Here is a 19,104-nt window from a genome sequence, read left to right as displayed (position 1 = left end):
CGAAATTAAATCATTTATTTCCGATAAGTTTACTTAGGTTTGGATTTTAGCATCAATATTTTACCATGTCAATGATTGGAATTGCTGTAATCCAGCCTAAATAAGCCCTTATCCCTCCAAATACAGCCCTATGAAATTTTTTATTGACAAAAGTTTCCTTTAAATGCTAGATTGATTTCAACATTACACCAAGTAAACACATCGGAATTATATTATTATTGGTTTGACCAGAAAATTTAAGCAGTAAGAGAGGGGTATTATTCATGGGGAATGCATTCGCTTGGAAACCACTTATTAAACGAACATCATCATTATTTGTACTGTCTGCTCTCGTTGCAGGTACGGTCGCGTGCGGGGGTAAGGAAACTTCGACACAGCCAGCTGCCACGGCAGCGACCACAGCAGCAACTGCAGCAGCCAGCACCAAACCAGCAGGGGGCAAATCTTACGAGCTGCTCAATGTATCGTATGACCCGACACGGGAGTTATATGAAGCTTACAACAAATCGTTCACTAAGTATTATGAGGAGAAGACCGGCAACAAAGTGACTATCAAACAATCTCATGGCGGTTCTGGCAAGCAGGCGCGATCCGTCATCGACGGTATCAAGGCCGACGTGGTGACACTGGCCCTGTCCGCAGATATCGATCCATTAGAGAAGGAAGGCCTGATCCAGCCAGGCTGGCAGCAGGAGTTCAAACTCAACAGCGCACCGTACACTTCAACGATCGTTCTCCTCGTTCGCAAGGGCAATCCGAAGGGCATTAAGGACTGGGATGATTTGGTGAAACCGGGCACTGAGGTCATTACGCCAAATCCGAAAACTTCGGGCGGAGCGCGCTGGAACTATGTGGCAGCCTGGGCATACTCGCTGGGCAAAGGCAATGATGAAGCGCAAACGAAAGCGTTTGTCGGTAATATTTACAAGAACGTCAAGGTGCTTGGCACCGGTGCACGCGATTCAACGATAACTTTTGTTGAGCAAGGTATTGGCGATGTGCTGATTGCTTGGGAAAACGAAGCTTTGTTATCCGTCAAATCCGAACCAAACAAATATGAAATCATCTATCCGTCCATCTCTATCCTTGCTGAACCACCAGTCGCGATCGTAGATAAAGTTGCGGATAGCAGAGGCACGCAGGAAGTTGCCAAAGCCTATCTCGACTACTTGTACAGCGATGAAGGACAAACAATTGCCGCGGAAAACTTCTACCGTCCGACCTCTGAGGCGATTGCGAAGAAATACGAGTCCAAATTTCCCAAACTTAAACTCGTGACGATTAATGACGCCCCATACGGCGGTTGGGCAAAAGTACAAACCGCTCATTTCAATGATGGAGGCATCTTCGATCAGATTTACAAACCAGCAGCTAAATAAAAGGGGTTAACCTCGTTATGCAAACAGGTTGGAAAGTTAAAAGCATACTCCCCGGATTTGGCGTCACCATGGGGTTTACCCTGCTGTACTTGAGCCTCATCGTGCTGATACCATTATCCGCGCTCATCTTGAAGACGGCGACGATGCCGTGGGATCGCTTCTGGGCAGTCATCACCGACCCGCAGGTGGTTGCTTCATATAAACTGACATTCGGCGCCTCGCTCATAGGAGCGCTGATCAACGCCGTCTTCGGCTTCATCGTAGCCTGGGTACTCGTGAGATACCGTTTTCCGGGCAAAAGAATTCTGGATGCGCTAGTCGATATGCCCTTCGCACTTCCGACAGCCGTGGCGGGCATCGCTTTAACCAGCCTGTATTCCTCCAAAGGCTGGATCGGCTCACTCTTGGAGCCGTATGGCATCAAAATCGCATTCACACCGCTGGGTATCATCATCGCACTAACGTTTATCGGGCTACCGTTCGTCGTACGGACGGTTCAGCCTGTCATTGAAGAACTCTCAGCCGAAACGGAGGAGGCAGCGGCAACTCTCGGAGCTGGACGGCTTCGCACGTTCCGGAAGGTAATCTTGCCGGAACTGCTGCCGGCCCTCTTGACCGGTTTCGCTCTGGCGTTTGCCCGAGCTGTCGGTGAATACGGCTCCGTCGTTTTCATCGCCGGTAACATCCCGATGTTCACCGAGATTACGCCGCTGCTCATCATGACGAAGCTCGAACAATACGATTACACTGGCGCTACGGCCATTGCCGTTGTTATGCTGGTCGTTTCGTTCGTGTTGCTGCTGCTCATTAACTTCGTGCAGTGGTTCGCAAACCGCAAAGTCATCTCGAACTGATTGGGGCCCTAAGTGAAAGGGGGAAACCGCAACATGGCGGGAATTGCAACGAATATCCATGCAGAAAGTCGTACCGCCCGTCCGAAGCATGTAACCGAAGCACCTTGGGTGAAGTGGACGCTAATTGGCATAGCACTTCTGTACTTGACTCTGCTGCTGGTGCTTCCGTTAATTACTGTTTTTGTGCAGGCATTTAAAAAAGGACTCGAGGTCTACCTCTCCGCCTTCGATGATGAAGCAGCGAGACATGCCATTATCCTAACACTCAAAACGGCAGCGTTTGCCGTGCCGATGAACATTATTTTTGGTGTGAGCGCCGCATGGGCCATCGCTAAATTCAAATTCAAGGGCAAGAACGTGCTGATCACACTGATCGATTTGCCCTTCGCGATTTCACCCGTTATTGCGGGCCTTGTTTTTGTGCTGCTATTCGGAGCCAAAGGCTGGCTCGGGCCGTGGTTAAACGCGCATGATATCCAGGTTATTTTTGCGCTGCCGGGCATCGTTTTGGCTACTACCTTTGTCACCTTCCCGTTCGTTGCGAGGGAGTTGATCCCCGTCATGCAAGCACAGGGGGTGCAGGAGGAAGAAGCAGCGACGACGCTGGGCGCAAAGGGCTGGTACATCTTCCTGAAAGTTACGCTGCCCAATATCAAATGGGGATTGCTGTATGGAATCATCCTGTGCAATGCACGGGCCATGGGTGAATTTGGTGCGGTATCGGTCGTTTCCGGGCATATTCGCGGGGAAACCAATACGATTCCATTGCACATTCAGATTTTGTATCAGGAATACAAATATGCGTCGGCGTTCGCTTTTTCAACCTTGTTGGTCGGACTTGCGTTGGTCACACTGCTGGTTAAACGTTTCCTTGAGTGGAAGCAGGAACAATCGGAGACATAACGGAGGAAGGCATTATGCAGATCGAGGTTAGACAGCTTTCTAAACAATTCGGCGGCTTCCTAGCTGCCGATGATGTTTCGTTTAGCGTGCAGCAGGGGCAATTGATTGGCTTCTTGGGGCCGAGCGGGGGCGGCAAAACGACCATTCTTCGCATGCTTGCCGGTCTGGAAGAGCCGACTAGCGGACATATTTTGTTCGACGGGCAGCTGGTTAACGACCTGGCGCCGCAAGCGCGGAACCTGGGCTTTGTTTTTCAGAACTATGCGCTATTTCGACACATGAGCGTGTTCGATAACATCGCCTTCGGGCTGAACGTGCAAAAGAAAAAGAAAGTGGACATTCAGGCCCGCGTTCACGAGCTCATTACATTGACTGGACTGACGGGGCTGGAAAAAAGGCTCCCCCATCAGCTTTCCGGCGGCCAGCGACAGCGTGTAGCATTCGCTCGGGCATTGGCACCCAACCCAGGGTTGCTGCTGCTCGATGAGCCTTTCGCTGCCATTGACGCAAAGGTGCGCAAGGAACTGCGCACCTGGTTGCGTGAAACCATTAATAAAGTCGGCATCACGACGATATTCGTCACGCACGATCAGGAGGAAGCCGTCGAGGTGGCTGACGAAATCATGATCATCTCACAAGGCCGTCTAGAGCAAAAGGGCACGCCTATCGATATTTATAAGAACCCACAAACACCTTTCGTGGCGGGCTTTATTGGTGAATCCAGCGAGATCTCGGATGCCCATCAACTATGGGGCTTTGAGCAGTTGACTAGCGGCAGCAAGGCCGTGATCCGCCCAGAATTCGTCGAGGTCGGAGATAAGAGTGAGCTGAGTCACCCCTCCGCATCCCAAGAAGGCATCGTGCGGAATCTTTTCTTTCGCGGAACGAGCTGGCAGGTGGAAGTGGAAGTCGGGGCGTTCAAGCTGATCGCTTACCGATCGTTAGAGAAGCCAGCGCTGCATCCAGGTGCTAGCGTTCACTTGCTCATCCATCGCGTTTACGTATTCGATGGCATTAAGACGTCAATCATCGAGAATGGGCTTAAGCAAGATCCGATTCCAGTACATATTTGAGAAGCAAAAACCACAGCCTTTACGGTTGTGGTTTTTGTTATGGAAGTGAGGAAGTATTAAATTCCTGATCGTTACGCCTAGCACATTAAGTATTTATGAGCAAAGCTACGCTATGTGCCCAGACTACTTTTTCAGCGCACTCACAATGGCATTAACGCCATACGTTCTACTGATCGGACCGTATCCGAAAGCGACCGCACCATTGATCTTGTACACATGATTTGCCTTCACCGCTTTAAGTGATTTCCACACGTCCGTTTTCTCCCATTCATCTGCAAGAGCAGGCAGGGATTTATCCGTGTAATTAAAGTATCCTAGGAAAATATAATCTGGATTGATCTTGGTTATGCCTTCAAGGCTAAGTTCTGCGCCATCCCCATTCGCCTGTTCCGGAGGCTTTAGACCCAGCGGCTCATAATAATGACCAGCATATTTGGTGCCTTGCAGCCACATCGTTTTCTCTCTAACCTGAGCGTAGGCAACCGTTCCTTCCACGCCTTTCAGCTGGTCCTTCGCTTGCGTGAACGTGGCCGTGAACTTGTCGATCGCTTTCTTCGCAGCATCCTCTTGGCCAAGCATTTCGCCGAACTTCGTCATCGATGATAAAATCAGCTTCACCCCTTAGCGCGATAAGAATCCCGCTTTTCGTCGTGAGCTGCGCCTTATGTCCTTGATGTATACCTTCCTGAAGAAGGGATTGATACACACCATGTATATCTATAGGCACCTGCAGGAAAAAGGCGGCTAACGCATCGTATTGATTCTCCATACAGTCCCCCTCTAGTCGAGCGTTTTCCTTATTGTAAACTAGAAGTGGGGGGTTGCTCAATGTTGGTTTTGTGGCGGGATGAGGGCGGGTGGTTTCTTGTACCTATATAAGAAAAAGACACCCGACGGGTGTCTCCTGAAGTTGAATCTATGAAACTTGTTCGAATATTGGAAGAATGTACTGATACATGTAATTAGTACTTATATAGAATAGTATCTCCACTTGAACCTGTCTTAATCTTCTCATCATCTGTGAATCTAGTCACCAGTTTGTTAATTAATAAATTTTGCGTACCTTAACATTCGTTCAAGGATTACTGCTGTTTGGGCACGATTCAAGGATTTCCTTCCAGAGTACGCAGCGTCCTCCTGGCCCATAATTATCTTTGCGTTCATCAATGCCTCCACAGAGGCTTTCGCCCAATCGCTCACATTCTCTAGTTCCGACAAAACATTCTCTGCTGAAGATCTCTCATTATCTATTATTGCAAGTGCCCTATGTAGTATGACTGTTGATTGTTCTCCCGTTACAGATTCATTTGGTCGGAACGTTCCATCTTCAAAACCTTCAATCAAATTGAATTTCGCAGCAGTTGCTATTACGTTTGCATACCAATCAGTATCATGAACGTCTGAAAAATTGGTTAGTGCTTGTGCCGTCACCAGTCCTAACGCTCTAACGATGAGAGCAGCAAATTGAGCACGAGTTACTGCATCTTCAGGAGCGAATGTCGTTGGAGTCGTCCCAGTAATAATAAACTTCGATGCTAATAATTCAATTTCTCTCTGGGCCCAGTGATCTCTAACATCTACGAAATTCTTCTTAGACTCCACTATAGCATATATACTATTGCCGTTTCGTTTCATAGTCACTTCCGTTTTCCCGTCCTTCGCACTTAAAATCGCCGGTACAAAAGAAAAGGTTCTTGAAGCCAAGTCATAATAAACGGCTGCCGTTTCGTTGGAGTTGAGTACTCGATTAACCGTAATGCTTCTTTTAACATAGGTGTTTCCAAAGTCGTTGATAATTACTTCTTTGTCACCAGCCTTTGCAACTACATTAAAATCAATCAGATCGGAAATTAATTTCATACCCGTGGTTTCGGCATTCGTTATAATTGAATTCTCATCTACTTTTCTCATTCTGATCTGTAGCCCGATATCTTCGATTCGGGACTGTAGATTCTCTTCAAGATGTTTTGGGTCAATAATTTTTAACGGCAACGAGTAACTTGAGTTTGACAGTTGCACAATAATGACCATATCTTCATTGTTCTGCCTGGCCTTAATTATTGAAGAAGCTGCGATTTCGACTTGCAGATTTTCGACATTCTCAGGAATATTAATGAGTAGTTTCGATTCATTCGTAAACTTTTCCTTTTCAATTAACTTCAGTGACTTCTCAATCATTTCTTCATTAATTATCGCTTTCGTGACTTCTTTCCCGTCATCCCCCTTCTCCTTGATAATTTGGGATGAATTTAATGTAATCTTGACGGTATCCTCCACAAGTTCAGGCTCTGGCGCTACAAGTGGCATTAAAAACATGCCGCCGCCTCCTCCGCCAATGAATCCTCCAGAATTGCCTGAGGACGGAGCGGAATGATTCACCTTAGTTGGATCACTGTCCATCATATCTCGACGTTGGACGGTTACATAGACATACCCTTCTGAGTTTCCGAGCTCATGAACGTTAATAGTTATTGATGAGCCGGCTTCCACTAGACCTTCTCCGATCGGTTGTCCGTAAGCATTATAAACGAAAATACGGTCTCCCAATTGCAACCCATTCACTACCACTGTATCCTGTTGCCCCGCAGGACGATTGTTAACGCTTATATTGTTCGCGTTCAATTTAACGGAAGTACGGTCTTGTAACGGGGTAAAGGCTACATATGGTGCTTCTTCTCCATTTAAGCTTACTGTAATAGTTATCCCAATCGCACCTGCAGGTATCGTTGTATTCTTAGGAACTGTGAAGGCATAACTGCTTGAACCCGCTTTAACGCTTCCCAAGGAATCTCCTAATTTATCGTCCTCGCTGACGAAGTGAAAATGGTATTCATAGGCGCTCAATTCTTTTTCTGGAGGAAGGAACGTGATCTTACCCGCTACTTTATCGCTTTGCGGATCTTCATCAATAAACTTGAGCTCCCGTGGCAAGTATTTAGGCGTATCCCATAGTATAATTTGAATTGGATTATATGGTTTGTTAGTCCCCCGATTCACTGCATAGATACCCAAATATACTGCCTGTTCAGGAACTTCCCCTTGAATATCACATGATATAACTCCAGCACTATCTCGATTTCCACAGTAGCCAGCAATATTATCTCCTACTGGCATCCCAGCTTCATTGTTGAAAAATACCCGATATTCTTGTAAGGCAGTAGCTACTACGGGAGGAGGAAGAATGTACAACTTCCCTGAAATTTTTCCCGAGACCACCGATGTGTCCACAAACATGGCATCTAACGCCCTGGTTGAATGTTCCGCATATTTTTTAAACTCATCAATAGATGTAAACTTATGAATAATGTTTCTTTGTAAATGATCTACCATTTCGTAAGGGTTAAATTCTGATACATATAGTGTACCATCTTCCTCCACATTTACTTCATTAATGGCAAATGGCAAATTAAACAGTACCTTGCCCGTATTGCTATCATAAACACTATATCGCGCGAATGCATACGGAGAATCGACATAAATAATGTCCTCTGAGAAGGTTGCTTGTACAGCTTGAAGATTGCTAACATCTCGCTTCACACCAGCGTAATACAGTTCTGTACCGTCCAAGACCATGGCAGTACTACTAAAAGGTAAGTTTCCTAATTGCAAAACAAAATCCACTTTCTCATACGTTGCGGCATCAAGTACATAAAGATGATTCCCATCATATTCGGTAACATATAATCGATTATTCACTGGGTCAAGTAACATAGCATCACCTGTAATAGGACTTTCCACCTCATTGGGTTGGCTAGTAGCTTTAGGTTGATAACTATTTCCGTAAACCATATCTACAACAGTAAGAGGTGAAGCATAGACTAATTGATCGCCTTTCACTAACACTTTTCTAGCCGTAGTTGGAATTGCTATATGTGAAATTAAATTTCCATAGACGATATCCACTACCCCGATAGTGCTACTTCCACTTAATGCGACATATAATTTATCCTCATAAAGTTCGATGTCCGTTGGGCTTGATCCAACAAATTTTTGATCGACTACCGACATATCCTCCTTACGTATTGTATATAGATTATTGTCTGCGGTAATCGCGTAGATAAAAGCATCTGTAGCAACCCAATCCAGCACCTTGCTATTTAATATAATAGAGTTACCTTCCTTAACTGGCTGCACTGGATCATTTGTAGCAATAGTTTGCTTTACTAACTGATTTGTATATCTAGGAATATAGTAAACATGACCAACATTATCTAGTAAAACAAGATCAGTTAAGGACGAAAACACATCGACTCGGCTATATGTATTCCTGTCATACACGGAATGATTCGTCGCAACATAACGATTATTGACTGTTATAATATCTTGATCGGGATCGGTATACATATTTACTTCATATGTCCCAATAATTACGTCGGGACGATCTGCACTTAGCTTCCGGTTTCCTACAAACACATCTTCTCCATCAGCAACAATCCGTTCCCCGACAATGATATTGTTTGCCTTCAATTGAAGCGTATTAATATCCAGAGCGAAGTTTGGGCCGTACAGTATCCCCTTTTCGGTATGAAGAGCTATATTTTTAGCCCAGAACAATTGAAGGTTTTCTGGACTCTGTAAAACCGTCTCTATATTGGTATCTCTGTTTATCGAGTAGATTTCTTTCACCCCTTGGGTCACGTAGGGGGTATACACAATCCGTTCGCGGTCACTTGTAAGTAGATATGGCTGCTTAAGAGTTGTTATCTTCTCTTCTTTCGTCAGATCGTTAAGTTGCATCTTCTGAATTGCGTATTCCCCGGATAACGCTATGTACAGTTCATTCCCAGCAAGTTCTATATCATTAGGTTGACTTCCTGTGGAAAGTGTAGTTTCCAGGGTCATTTGGTCTTTATCGATGACGAAAAGTTTATTGCTTTCTTTGGATATTGCATATATGTTTCCTCTATCGTTATCAATCACCCAATCTGTGATTTTATTGGACAAGTTCAAGGTACTAGAAGGTATCTCTGCTTGTGCAGTATGTTCCAGATATGCAGGTAAACCAGGTGTAATTAGAGCAAATCCGCAAATTATTGCCATGATTCGATTCGCCAGTTTATATTTCTTTACCATCTCGTCACCTCAGAAGTTTGGATTAGCAAAATACTTACATTTTGTATATTTTTTAATTTTCGTTGTATTTGGCATACACTAATCTCTGTTTTAATCCTTTAGACCAAGAAACATACACCTCTCTTATCTTTTTTTAGCGGGAACTATATTTCTTGCCCACTAAAATCATTTAATATATCTACTATAGTATTTCGTTGTAAATTAAGGGGGATGATTTCTCCCAAGCTTACGGCTGATGAACCTTTAAACCTTGAAAAAACGTATCGAAATTACTCAATGTCTTTGTCACCTATTATTTGTAAAATAGAACATCCCCCTAGTAGATATGCCTCTCATTTCATCAATTATTCTACCATGAATGGAAATATGTTCCTACATATTTTGCTTGAATCCCTTAAGTTTCATTCCAATTAACGTTCTATACTCAACATAACTAAGCACCTTAATGTTCGTTTTTCTCTCTTTTAATGAAATCATAAACAGCTCGTGCAATCATTTACACTAGAAGGGGTTCAACTCCCTACTCACCCATACAAGCACAAGAAAAAAGCACCCTCAAAGGGTGCTTTTTCTGTACTAGTATGGAGGTGAGGGGAGTCGAACCCCTGTCCGAAAATATTGCCACACAGGCATCTACGGGTGTAGTCACAGTTTTGATGTCACCCGAGCATCGCCCCGTAACCGGCTATGCGTTGGGTCAGCCTGATTGTCTTCCTACGTCCGACCCCAGGCGGAGACCAAACGTCGTATCCCACTATAGTTGAGCCCCTATCCCAGTCACATGGGCGATGCTGAGTAGAAGCACGCTAACAGGTTATTAAGCTGCTAAAGCGTAGTTGTTTTGTGTTTTGCCATTTAATAGGCTTTAGCGTTTTATAGTGGACGCGGCCCCACTACCCGCAACCCGCGCTCAAACTATCCCCGTCGAATCCAAGAACACCCCCGGATTGCCTTCGAAACCGTCAAAGACGGTGAAGGTTAAAAGGACAAGCTGTAGAGCCAAGTTACACTTGAAATCTCTTCGTTACAATTACTAGTATACCATAAGCAGATGAAATATGAACACTAGGTTCATGGAAGACAAGGTGTTACCTTCCAATACACCCAAGCTATCTGGCAATCTTCTGCTTCTCACGCAATGCGCGTTGAATATCGCGCTGTGCATCTTTCTTGGCAGCAGACTCACGCTTGTCGTATTGTTTCTTCCCTTTACCAATGCCAATAAGAAGCTTCGCGTAGCCATTCCGGATGTACACTTTCAATGGAACGACTGTGTAGCCTTCTTGCTTAGCCTGGCCTAGTATTTTGGCTATTTGTACTTTCTTCAACAATAGTTTCCGCGTCCGTGTAGGATCTTCCGGATTGCTGCGATTGCCTTGTTCGAAAGGACTAATATGCATATTATGTACAAAAGCTTCGCCATTCCGAATCGTCGAAAAGCTGTCGCCAATGTTGGCTTTACCTGCCCGTAAGGATTTGATCTCCGTGCCGGTCAGGACAAGACCGCATTCATACGTATCTTCAATGAAATAATCGTGTGAAGCCTTTTTATTCTGAGCGAGTAGTTTGCCATCAGCCTTTTTAGTTGCCACGTGAGATCCTCCTCCCGCACGCTAAAATGCAGGTAAATCTTGCTACAATGTGCAACCTATTGTAGCAAGATCAAGCCCGAAAAGCAAGAACCGGCGACTATCTCCGCCGCTTCTTGCTACCATCGCCGTCGTCGCTCCGGCGACGACCGCCCTTGGCGAGCGCGTTCACGCCGCTCGCCCAATCCATGCCGCTGCGCTCCGCAGCAGCGCCGCCGCCACCGCCCGCTTGGGCTTCGCCCCCAAGCGAAACCCCACGGCCACGCTCGCCGCCTTGGCCAACCCCGCTGTCAGTCCGCCCGGCGCCGACTGACTGCAACCGCTGGCGCAAGCTGCCACCTTCGCCAATCTTACCGCCTTTTTCGCGCTTGTCGCTCCAAGGCTTACTACCGCCCTTGCCGCGGCGCGATTTCCCTTGGCCTGCTGCATTGCCTTGGAAGGCTCCACCTCCGCCTTCTCCCACGCCAATACCAGCAATGTGTTCTGCTTTGCCATCTCCACTTCCAGCAAAGCCCTCAGCTCTTCTTTGACCTTGTCCTTGTCTTTGTCCTCTTCTCCCTTGACCTTGACCTTGATCTTGACCTTGACCTTCGCCTTGTCCCTGTCCTTGACCTTCGCCTTGTTGTCCTTCGCCTTGTCCTTGACCTCGTCTACCGCGGCCTTGACCTTGACCTGCACCTTGCTCTTGTCCTTGACCATTTCCTTGCCATTGGCCCTGACCTTGACCGCCTTTACCCCTAGATCTTCTACGACCTTTATCAGTTCCTGCCGCGCCCTCTGTACCAACAGTGCCTTCGGCAGCCCCGCGAGCAGCCATCTCGATCCGACGAGCAGCACCATTATCGGCACGCCCACGCTTCTTCCCTTGACCTGTCCCAGCATCTCCGCGTGTCCCTGAATTCCCGGTTGTTTGGTTCCCAGAAGCATCACCCTGATTCGCAGTCCCACCTTGCCCAACCACAGGTTGCGCCTTGGCAAAGCCACCTTTGCCTTTGTATCCGCCTTTGCCCTTCTCAGGTCTTCCGTTCGATCCACTCTTGCCCTTTTCTGGCCGACCAGATCTGCCGTTATCCGACTTACCACGGAAACCTTTAAATCCGCCTGCACCTTTGAACTTGCCTCCACCACCGCCGCCGCGGTTAAATGCACCCTCTTTGCGAGGTTTCATATCCAACAATTCAAAATCAATCGTATGATCTTCCATACTCACTCGCGCAACGCGCACCTTAATGCTGTCGCCAAGTCGATAGATTTTGGAGGTACGCTCACCAATTAGAGCATGTTGCTTCTCATGATGATTGTAGTAATCGTCAGTCAAATCACTCAGACGAATTAATCCTTCAACTGTGTTGTCTAACTCGATGAACATACCGAAGCCCGTCACGCTCGAGATAATACCCTCGAACTCTTCACCGACTTTATCCATCATGTACTGTGCTTTCTTCAAGGCTTCTGTATCACGTTCTGCATCCACAGCAACGCGCTCACGCTCGGAGGACTGCTGGGCAATATCGTTCATACGCGAAGCTAAATAATCATGGCGTTTATCTGGAAGGGTGCCACCGTTCTCCAACACTTCACGAATAACACGATGGATTACTAAATCCGGGTAACGACGAATCGGTGATGTGAAATGGGAGTAAAACTCCGCCGCTAGGCCAAAATGCCCCAAACTTTGTGCATCATACTTAGCCTGCTTCATCGAGCGCAGCATCACTTTACTAATCACAGTCTCTTCCGGTGATCCTTTGATATCTTCTAATAATGCCTGCAAGGAACGAGCATGAATCGCCCCGCCCTTACCGCCACGCATCGCATAGCCGAAGGTCGTCACGAACTCCATGAAGTTCATCAATTTCTCGGAATCCGGATCCTCATGCACGCGATATAAGAACGGCACTTTCAACCATGAGAAATGCTCAGCAACCGTCTCATTCGCGGCTAGCATGAACTCCTCGATCATCATTTCAGCGACAGAGCGCTCTCTTTTGACAATATCAGTTGGCTTACCATCAGCATCTACGAGGATCTTAGACTCTTCAAAATCGAAATCAATCGCGCCGCGCTTCATCCGTCTGGAACGCAATCTAGCTGCTAGTTCTTCCATCCGTTTGAAGTCTTCCATTAAATACGCATATTTCTCCACGATTTCTGGCTCTGCCTCACCTGTCAGCAGCTTGCGTACATTCGTATAGGTCATTCGTTCTTTTGTTTTGATGACACTGGTGAAAATCTCATGATTAACGACCTTCAAATCCGCGTCAAATTCCATTTCACACGACATGGTCAACCGGTCTACTTGCGGGTTCAACGAACAAATCCCATTCGATAAACGGTGCGGCAGCATCGGAATCACACGATCGGTCAAATACACGGAGCATCCGCGATTGTAAGCCTCAATATCAAGTGCCGTACCTTCCCGCACATAGTAACTCACATCCGCAATATGCACGCCAAGCCGAACGTTCCCATTGTCCAAAAGCTCCACATTCACAGCATCATCCAAATCCTTGGCATCTTCACCGTCAATGGTTACAATGGTTTTCGCGCGAAGATCACGACGGCCTTGCCCGATGATTTCTTCTTCTGTAATCGAATCTGGTGCCGCTTCTGCTTCCGCCAGAACTTCTGGTTGGAACGCCTCAGGCAATTGATGTTTGCGTATGATCGCCAAAATATCGACACCTGGATCATCCTTATGACCCAGAATCTCAATGACTTCACCTTCAGCCGCGGAACGGCCTTCTGGATAGTTCACAATTTTCACGACGACCTTCTGTCCAGAGACTGCTCCCATAAAAGCATGCTGCGGGATGAAAATATCTCTTGTCACCCGTTTATCATCTGCAATGACGAAGGCATACGTATCTTGGCTTTGAAAAACACCAACGATTTGCGAGTTCGCCCGCGTAATCACACGTACAACTTCGCCTTCTAGACGGCCGCCGCCTTGGCTGCGCGCTGTAACTTTCACGAATACAATATCACCGTTCATCGCGGTATTCAGGTCGTGTGCATTAATGTAGACGTCCGGGTGCTCACGATCCTCAGGAATTAAGAAGGCAAAACCCTTCGCATGGGCTTGCAGCTTGCCTCGCACCAAATTCATCCGTTCAGGAACGCCATAACGATCATTGGGGCTCCTTACGATATGGCCGCTTTCTTCTAATTGATTGAGCATTTTAATAAAATCCTTAAACTCATTCGCGCTGCCAATTCCGAAATGCTTCTCAAGCTCTTTATAGGACATAGGCTTATAAGCCTCTTCTTGCATCAAACTTATGATTTCATTCTCTTTTATCATGTACACTCTTCACCTTCTTGTTGTTGTTCTAGTCCGCCGTTCTTAAGTCCCTTACTCCATAGTATGCCACTTGCTGCGAAAGGATAAACGCAGAAATATCCGCATAAATCTGCTCCCGCTCTTGATCTAGCAATAAACCATGGGACGATTCTTTATAAAAATGCAGCTTCGTCACCTGTGATCCGACGCTATTCCGTAGATATACTGCGCTGCTAGGATGGACGATTCCATCCTTATTTCCTTGCCCGATCCAAATCGGAGCATCTACCCGAGGTAGCAATTTCTTCACTTCCTTGACTAACTTTCTTAAACTGACGACACAGCGAATCGGCGTTTTGGTATATGCACATGACTCGTCTAACAATGTGGAGATCTTCTTGGGTTTTTTCTCTATGTAAGGCAATACATACTGCATAACTCCAGCTAGCGCCAATTTCCTTGTCGTAAAGAAAAACGGTGTAGCTAGTGAGATAATGCCCGCAGCAGCGCGTTCTCCCCCCAATTTCAAAGCGAGGAGTCCGCCCATCGAATGTCCCATGATCACAACTCGCTTGCAGCGAGCGGCTAGCTCATCGTAACTCTCCAGCACATGCCCATACCAATCCGTCCATCCGGTGCGCCTCATATCCTCAGGCGAAGTGCCATGGCCTGGCAATCTGAGCGCTTGAATCGTGTACCCTTCGTCTCGCAAGATATAGCCAATTCTTCTGAATTCCGAAGGTGATCCTGTGAAGCCATGAATCATCAAAATGCCTGTTTCCTGCTTCTCGCCATGACCTATCCAATAGAAGGGCTCTGTCGACTTATAAATCCGTTCTTCCGTAATGATGACTCATCCTTTCACCAACACTTATACAAAAATGAAAAAACAGCAGGAGTATAATTCCCCTGCTGTTATCGTTTTATGTGTGTTAGCTTTTCACTACGTATGCTACGACAATAGAAAGAATAAAGAATGCAGCAGCAAGACCCATTGTTGCACGGGACAAAAATAGTTCCAAACCACGAGCTTTTTGTTTACCAAATAAGTGCTCAGCGCCACCGGAAATGGCACCGGACAAGCCTGCGCTTTTCCCTTTTTGTAAAAGGACAATCGCAATTAATCCAACCGAAGCTATGATTAACAAAATTTTCATAAAGATTAACATATTAGCACCCCAATTGCCGATTCTTTGCCTTATACAACTAGCATAAGTATTTTAACATAGTTCGTCCAGGAACACAACAAAACGGCCTAAACGAAGCATCAGCACCTAGTCGCGATATGACCCCATCGCAGTAGGCCTACTACTTGCACTTCTAGCTCTCTTGCTCCGCCCTAAGAAGGCACCCACCGCTTGTTTCGCACACCATAGTGCGAACAACGTAAACCCGATCGCCCACACAATGGCGGGTATCCCCGTGTGGTTGGCCAAATTACTCGCATCACCAGCACTCCGGCTGTTTTGCAAGGCATATACGATCAGCGAGCCCGGACCGAAGACCGACTCCTCCAAGCATAAGAACGCCAGCAGCAGGTAGTAGAAATCGCGCAGCCACTTCGGCGCGAGCGCCAGAGCCAGCACGGTCATAAGAATAAAACCGAGCAGAAACGAAACGCCGAAGCTGTTCCGTACAAATAGCACAAGTGATAACGCTGATAGCGCGATCATCACCTGCAGCCCCAGCTTCTGCTTGCCTCTGGCGTACGCCGAGAACAAGAACCAAGCAAACAGCGAAGCGGTCATATACCCCGCCAGCGAGACCGGGATGATGGCCCATGACTTGGTCATGGACGAGTAAGTGACACCGCTGTGGTCCCTGTACAGCTCGATGTACATGACCTTGCCGGACAGCGCAAGTGTTGCTACTGCATGCCCGAACTCATGTACCATCGTGTCCAGGTTCCGAAAAAATGAGGAAGGAATCCAGTGCGTGAGCACCGCGGAGCCTATTAGGAACAGGATCGTTTTTACCCAGTTGCTCAAAAGCATAACCTCCCTAGCATTGGACGACTTTACCCCCATTATACGCCAAAACGGGCAGGTGTAAGCCACCTGCCCGCCATATAATTACATACGGATGTTATTACTTGAAGTTTCTCAAGTTGTAGAATGCTTTTTTACCAGCGTATTGAGCTACAGTGAACAACTCGTCTTCGATACGAAGAAGTTGGTTGTATTTCGCTACACGGTCCGTACGGGACGGAGCACCTGTTTTGATTTGACCAGCGTTCGTAGCAACCGCGATGTCAGCGATTGTGCTGTCTTCGCTCTCACCGGAACGGTGGGAGATAACAGCTGTGTAACCAGCGCGTTTTGCCATTTCGATCGCATCAAAAGTCTCAGTAAGCGTACCGATTTGGTTAACTTTAACCAAGATGGAGTTACCGATGTTTTCTTCGATCCCTCTGGAAAGACGCTCAGTGTTCGTAACGAACAAGTCGTCACCAACGAGTTGGATTTTGTTACCCAATTTCTCAGTAAGCAATTTCCAACCTTCCCAATCGTCTTCGGAGCAACCATCTTCAACCGTGATGATTGGGTATTTATCAACCCATGCAGCCAAGAAGTCAACCCACTCAGCGGATGTGAAGGATTTGCCTTCGCCTTCAAGGTGGTATTTACCATCTTTGAAGAACTCTGTGGAAGCAACGTCCATACCCAAGAATACGTCAACACCTGGTTTGTAACCAGCGTTTTCGATAGCTGTAAGGATTGTAGTGATTGCTTCTTCGTTGGATTTGAAGTTAGGAGCGAATCCGCCTTCGTCGCCAACTGCTGTGTTAAGGCCTTTTTCTTTCAATACGGATTTCAAGCTATGGAAAATCTCAGCGCCGATGCGAAGAGCTTCTTTGAAAGTCGGTGCGCCAACTGGCAGAACCATGAACTCTTGAACGTCAACGTTGTTGTCGGCATGTGCCCCACCGTTGATGATGTTCATCATTGGAACTGGAAGTGTTTTGGCATTGAATCCACCAAGGTAAACGTACAATGGCACGTCCAAAGCGTCAGCAGCTGCGCGAGCAACAGCCATGGAAACAGCTAGAATTGCGTTAGCTCCCAATTTAGCTTTGTTAGGAGTACCATCAAGCTCGATCATTTTGTTGTCGATGCCAACTTGATCAAGAGCGTCTAGACCGATGATTTCAGGAGCGATGATTTCATTTACGTTCTCAACAGCTTTCAGAACGCCTTTACCAAGGTAACGACCTTTGTCACCATCACGAAGCTCAACAGCCTCGTATGCGCCTGTGGAAGCGCCTGAAGGGACGATAGCACGGCCGAAAGCGCCGGACTCTAGGTATACTTCTACTTCAACCGTTGGGTTACCGCGGGAATCCAATACTTCGCGTGCGTAAACATCAGAAATAATTGTCATTGTGATAAAACACTCCTTCAATAAAATAAATTATTTGTTTAGAATTGTTGCCCCAGTCATTTGCTGAGGTTGATTCAGTTCTAAGAAATCTAGCATTGTTGGTGCAATATCTGCCAGAATACCGCCATCTCTTAGTGTAACAGATTTGTCCGTCACAATAAAAGGCACCGGATTCGTTGTATGTGCTGTGTTGCGTGAACCGTCTGCATTCGTAACCACATCCGCGTTGCCGTGATCCGCTGTGATGCAGACTACGCCACCTTTGGCTAGGATCGCCTCGACAACTTTACCTAGACAATCGTCTGTCGCTTCGATCGCTTTGACCGTTGGCTCAAGCAATCCAGAGTGACCTACCATGTCAGGGTTCGCGAAGTTCAAGATGATCACGTCATGACGCTCAGCTTCTACTTCTTTCACGACCGCTTCCGCTAATTCGTAAGCGCTCATTTCCGGTTGCAAGTCATACGTGGCAACCTTCGGTGAAGGAATCAGAAGGCGAGTTTCGCCTGGCAACTCCGCATCTCGACCACCGCTGAAGAAGAACGTTACATGCGGATACTTCTCTGTCTCAGCAGCACGAAGCTGCTTCAGACCGTTCTGTGCCAGCACCTCGCCCAGCGTGTTGTCGAGATCCTTCGGTTTGTAAGCTACGAAACCGTCTACGGACTCGCTGAACAGCGTCAGACACACGTAGTAGAGGTTCTTCGCTACTTTAGGACCACGATCAAACCCACGGAAGTCTTCATTCGTGAAGACTTGTGAAAGCTGAATCGCACGGTCCGGACGGAAGTTGAAGAAGATTACGGCATCGCCTGATTCTACAAGTCCAACCGGTTGACCATCGTCACCAACAATAACTGTTGGCATAACGAATTCGTCATAGACGGATTTCTCATAGGATTCAACGATCGCTTGCATAGGATCCGTGTAGGTTGGGCCCTCGCCGTACACCATCGCGCGGTAGGATTTCTCCGTACGCTCCCAGCGTTTGTCGCGGTCCATTGCATAATAGCGGCCTTGTACAGTCGCAATTTTGCCTACGCCGACTTCTTCGATTTTGCTCAAAAGACTCGCCATATACCCCTTCGCAGAATCTGGAGCCACGTCGCGGCCGTCCAAGAAAGCGTGGATGTATACTTCGCCGAACTGTTCTTTCTTCGCTAAGTCCAACAGCGCAAATAAATGCTGAATGTGACTGTGCACGCCGCCGTCCGAAAGCAAACCATAAAGGTGCAGCTTCTTGGCATTGTTTTTAGCATGACGAACAGCACCTAGAATCGTTTCATTGTCGTAGAATTCACCATCACGAATCGATTTCGAAATCCGCGTCAGATCCTGATATACCGTACGGCCTGCGCCGATGTTCAGGTGTCCTACTTCAGAATTCCCCATCTGGCCTTCTGGCAAACCTACAGCCTCACCGCAAGCCGTGAGGGTTGTATGAGGAAACGTAGACCAGTACCGGTCATAGTTAGGCTTTTTGGCATGAGCAACCGCATTCCCCTGCTCTTCCGAGCGGAGTCCGAAGCCATCGAGAATGATGAGTGCTACCGGTTTCGGTCTGGACAT

The 19,104-nt window shown here is 47.0% G+C and carries 13 protein-coding genes and 1 other RNA gene; 4 read left to right on the top strand and 10 right to left on the bottom strand.

Going from position 1 to position 19,104, the window contains the following annotated elements; all coding sequences use genetic code 11:
* Positions 1-263 precede the first annotated feature (263 nt).
* The 4 genes from GC096_RS05980 to GC096_RS05965 are packed head-to-tail and all read left to right on the top strand — an operon-like array spanning position 264 to position 4,209.
* Positions 264-1,379, top strand: coding sequence for a sulfate ABC transporter substrate-binding protein (locus tag GC096_RS05980; RefSeq protein WP_171629340.1), 1,116 nt, complete (start codon positions 264-266; stop codon positions 1,377-1,379).
* A 17-nt stretch (positions 1,380-1,396) separates the two neighbouring features.
* Positions 1,397-2,233: a sulfate ABC transporter permease subunit CysT gene (cysT, locus tag GC096_RS05975; RefSeq protein ID WP_171629339.1), complete on the top strand. Its 837-nt coding sequence runs from the start codon at positions 1,397-1,399 to the stop codon at positions 2,231-2,233.
* A 33-nt stretch (positions 2,234-2,266) separates the two neighbouring features.
* Positions 2,267-3,136, top strand: coding sequence for a sulfate ABC transporter permease subunit CysW (cysW, locus tag GC096_RS05970; RefSeq protein WP_171629338.1), 870 nt, complete (start codon positions 2,267-2,269; stop codon positions 3,134-3,136).
* Positions 3,137-3,150: 14 nt separating this feature from the next.
* Positions 3,151-4,209, top strand: coding sequence for a sulfate/molybdate ABC transporter ATP-binding protein (locus GC096_RS05965; protein ID WP_171629368.1), 1,059 nt, complete (start codon positions 3,151-3,153; stop codon positions 4,207-4,209).
* Between the two features lie 123 nt (positions 4,210-4,332).
* On the opposite strand, the gene GC096_RS05960 is transcribed toward GC096_RS05965, so the two are convergent.
* From GC096_RS05960 to gpmI, 10 genes are all read right to left on the bottom strand, one after another.
* Complete coding sequence (locus GC096_RS05960) at positions 4,333-4,806, bottom strand: ABC transporter substrate-binding protein (protein ID WP_171629337.1); 474 nt, start codon at positions 4,804-4,806, stop codon at positions 4,333-4,335.
* A gap of 444 nt (positions 4,807-5,250) precedes the next feature.
* Complete coding sequence (locus GC096_RS05955; protein ID WP_171629336.1) at positions 5,251-9,282, bottom strand: S-layer homology domain-containing protein; 4,032 nt, start codon at positions 9,280-9,282, stop codon at positions 5,251-5,253.
* Positions 9,283-9,861: 579 nt separating this feature from the next.
* Positions 9,862-10,226: a transfer-messenger RNA gene (gene ssrA / locus GC096_RS05950) on the bottom strand.
* Positions 10,227-10,391: 165 nt separating this feature from the next.
* A complete protein-coding gene (gene smpB / locus GC096_RS05945; RefSeq protein WP_028555549.1) occupies positions 10,392-10,874 on the bottom strand; it encodes an SsrA-binding protein SmpB in 483 nt (160 codons plus the stop codon).
* Positions 10,875-10,971: 97 nt separating this feature from the next.
* Positions 10,972-14,175, bottom strand: coding sequence for a ribonuclease R (rnr, locus tag GC096_RS05940; protein ID WP_171629335.1), 3,204 nt, complete (start codon positions 14,173-14,175; stop codon positions 10,972-10,974).
* Between the two features lie 28 nt (positions 14,176-14,203).
* Positions 14,204-14,920 (bottom strand): alpha/beta hydrolase, encoded by a 717-nt coding sequence (locus GC096_RS05935; RefSeq protein WP_171629367.1) that lies wholly within the window; start codon positions 14,918-14,920, stop codon positions 14,204-14,206.
* Positions 14,921-15,086: 166 nt separating this feature from the next.
* Positions 15,087-15,323, bottom strand: a complete 237-nt coding sequence (secG, locus tag GC096_RS05930) for a preprotein translocase subunit SecG (protein ID WP_056611230.1) — start codon at positions 15,321-15,323, stop codon at positions 15,087-15,089.
* A gap of 105 nt (positions 15,324-15,428) precedes the next feature.
* The gene (locus GC096_RS05925) at positions 15,429-16,181 is read right to left on the bottom strand and encodes a M50 family metallopeptidase (protein ID WP_312886200.1); all 753 of its coding nucleotides are present in this window, start codon (positions 16,179-16,181) and stop codon (positions 15,429-15,431) included.
* A gap of 61 nt (positions 16,182-16,242) precedes the next feature.
* Positions 16,243-17,535, bottom strand: coding sequence for a phosphopyruvate hydratase (gene eno, locus GC096_RS05920; protein WP_056611239.1), 1,293 nt, complete (start codon positions 17,533-17,535; stop codon positions 16,243-16,245).
* Between the two features lie 30 nt (positions 17,536-17,565).
* Positions 17,566-19,104 carry a 2,3-bisphosphoglycerate-independent phosphoglycerate mutase gene (gene gpmI, locus GC096_RS05915; protein WP_171629334.1) on the bottom strand — a complete coding sequence of 513 codons (1,539 nt, stop codon included), beginning with the start codon at positions 19,102-19,104 and terminating at the stop codon, positions 17,566-17,568.

The organism is Paenibacillus plantarum (assembly GCF_013141695.1).
GTDB classification, from domain to species: domain Bacteria; phylum Bacillota; class Bacilli; order Paenibacillales; family NBRC-103111; genus Paenibacillus_E; species Paenibacillus_E plantarum.
This window is presented reverse-complemented; position numbering and strand designations above follow the sequence as displayed.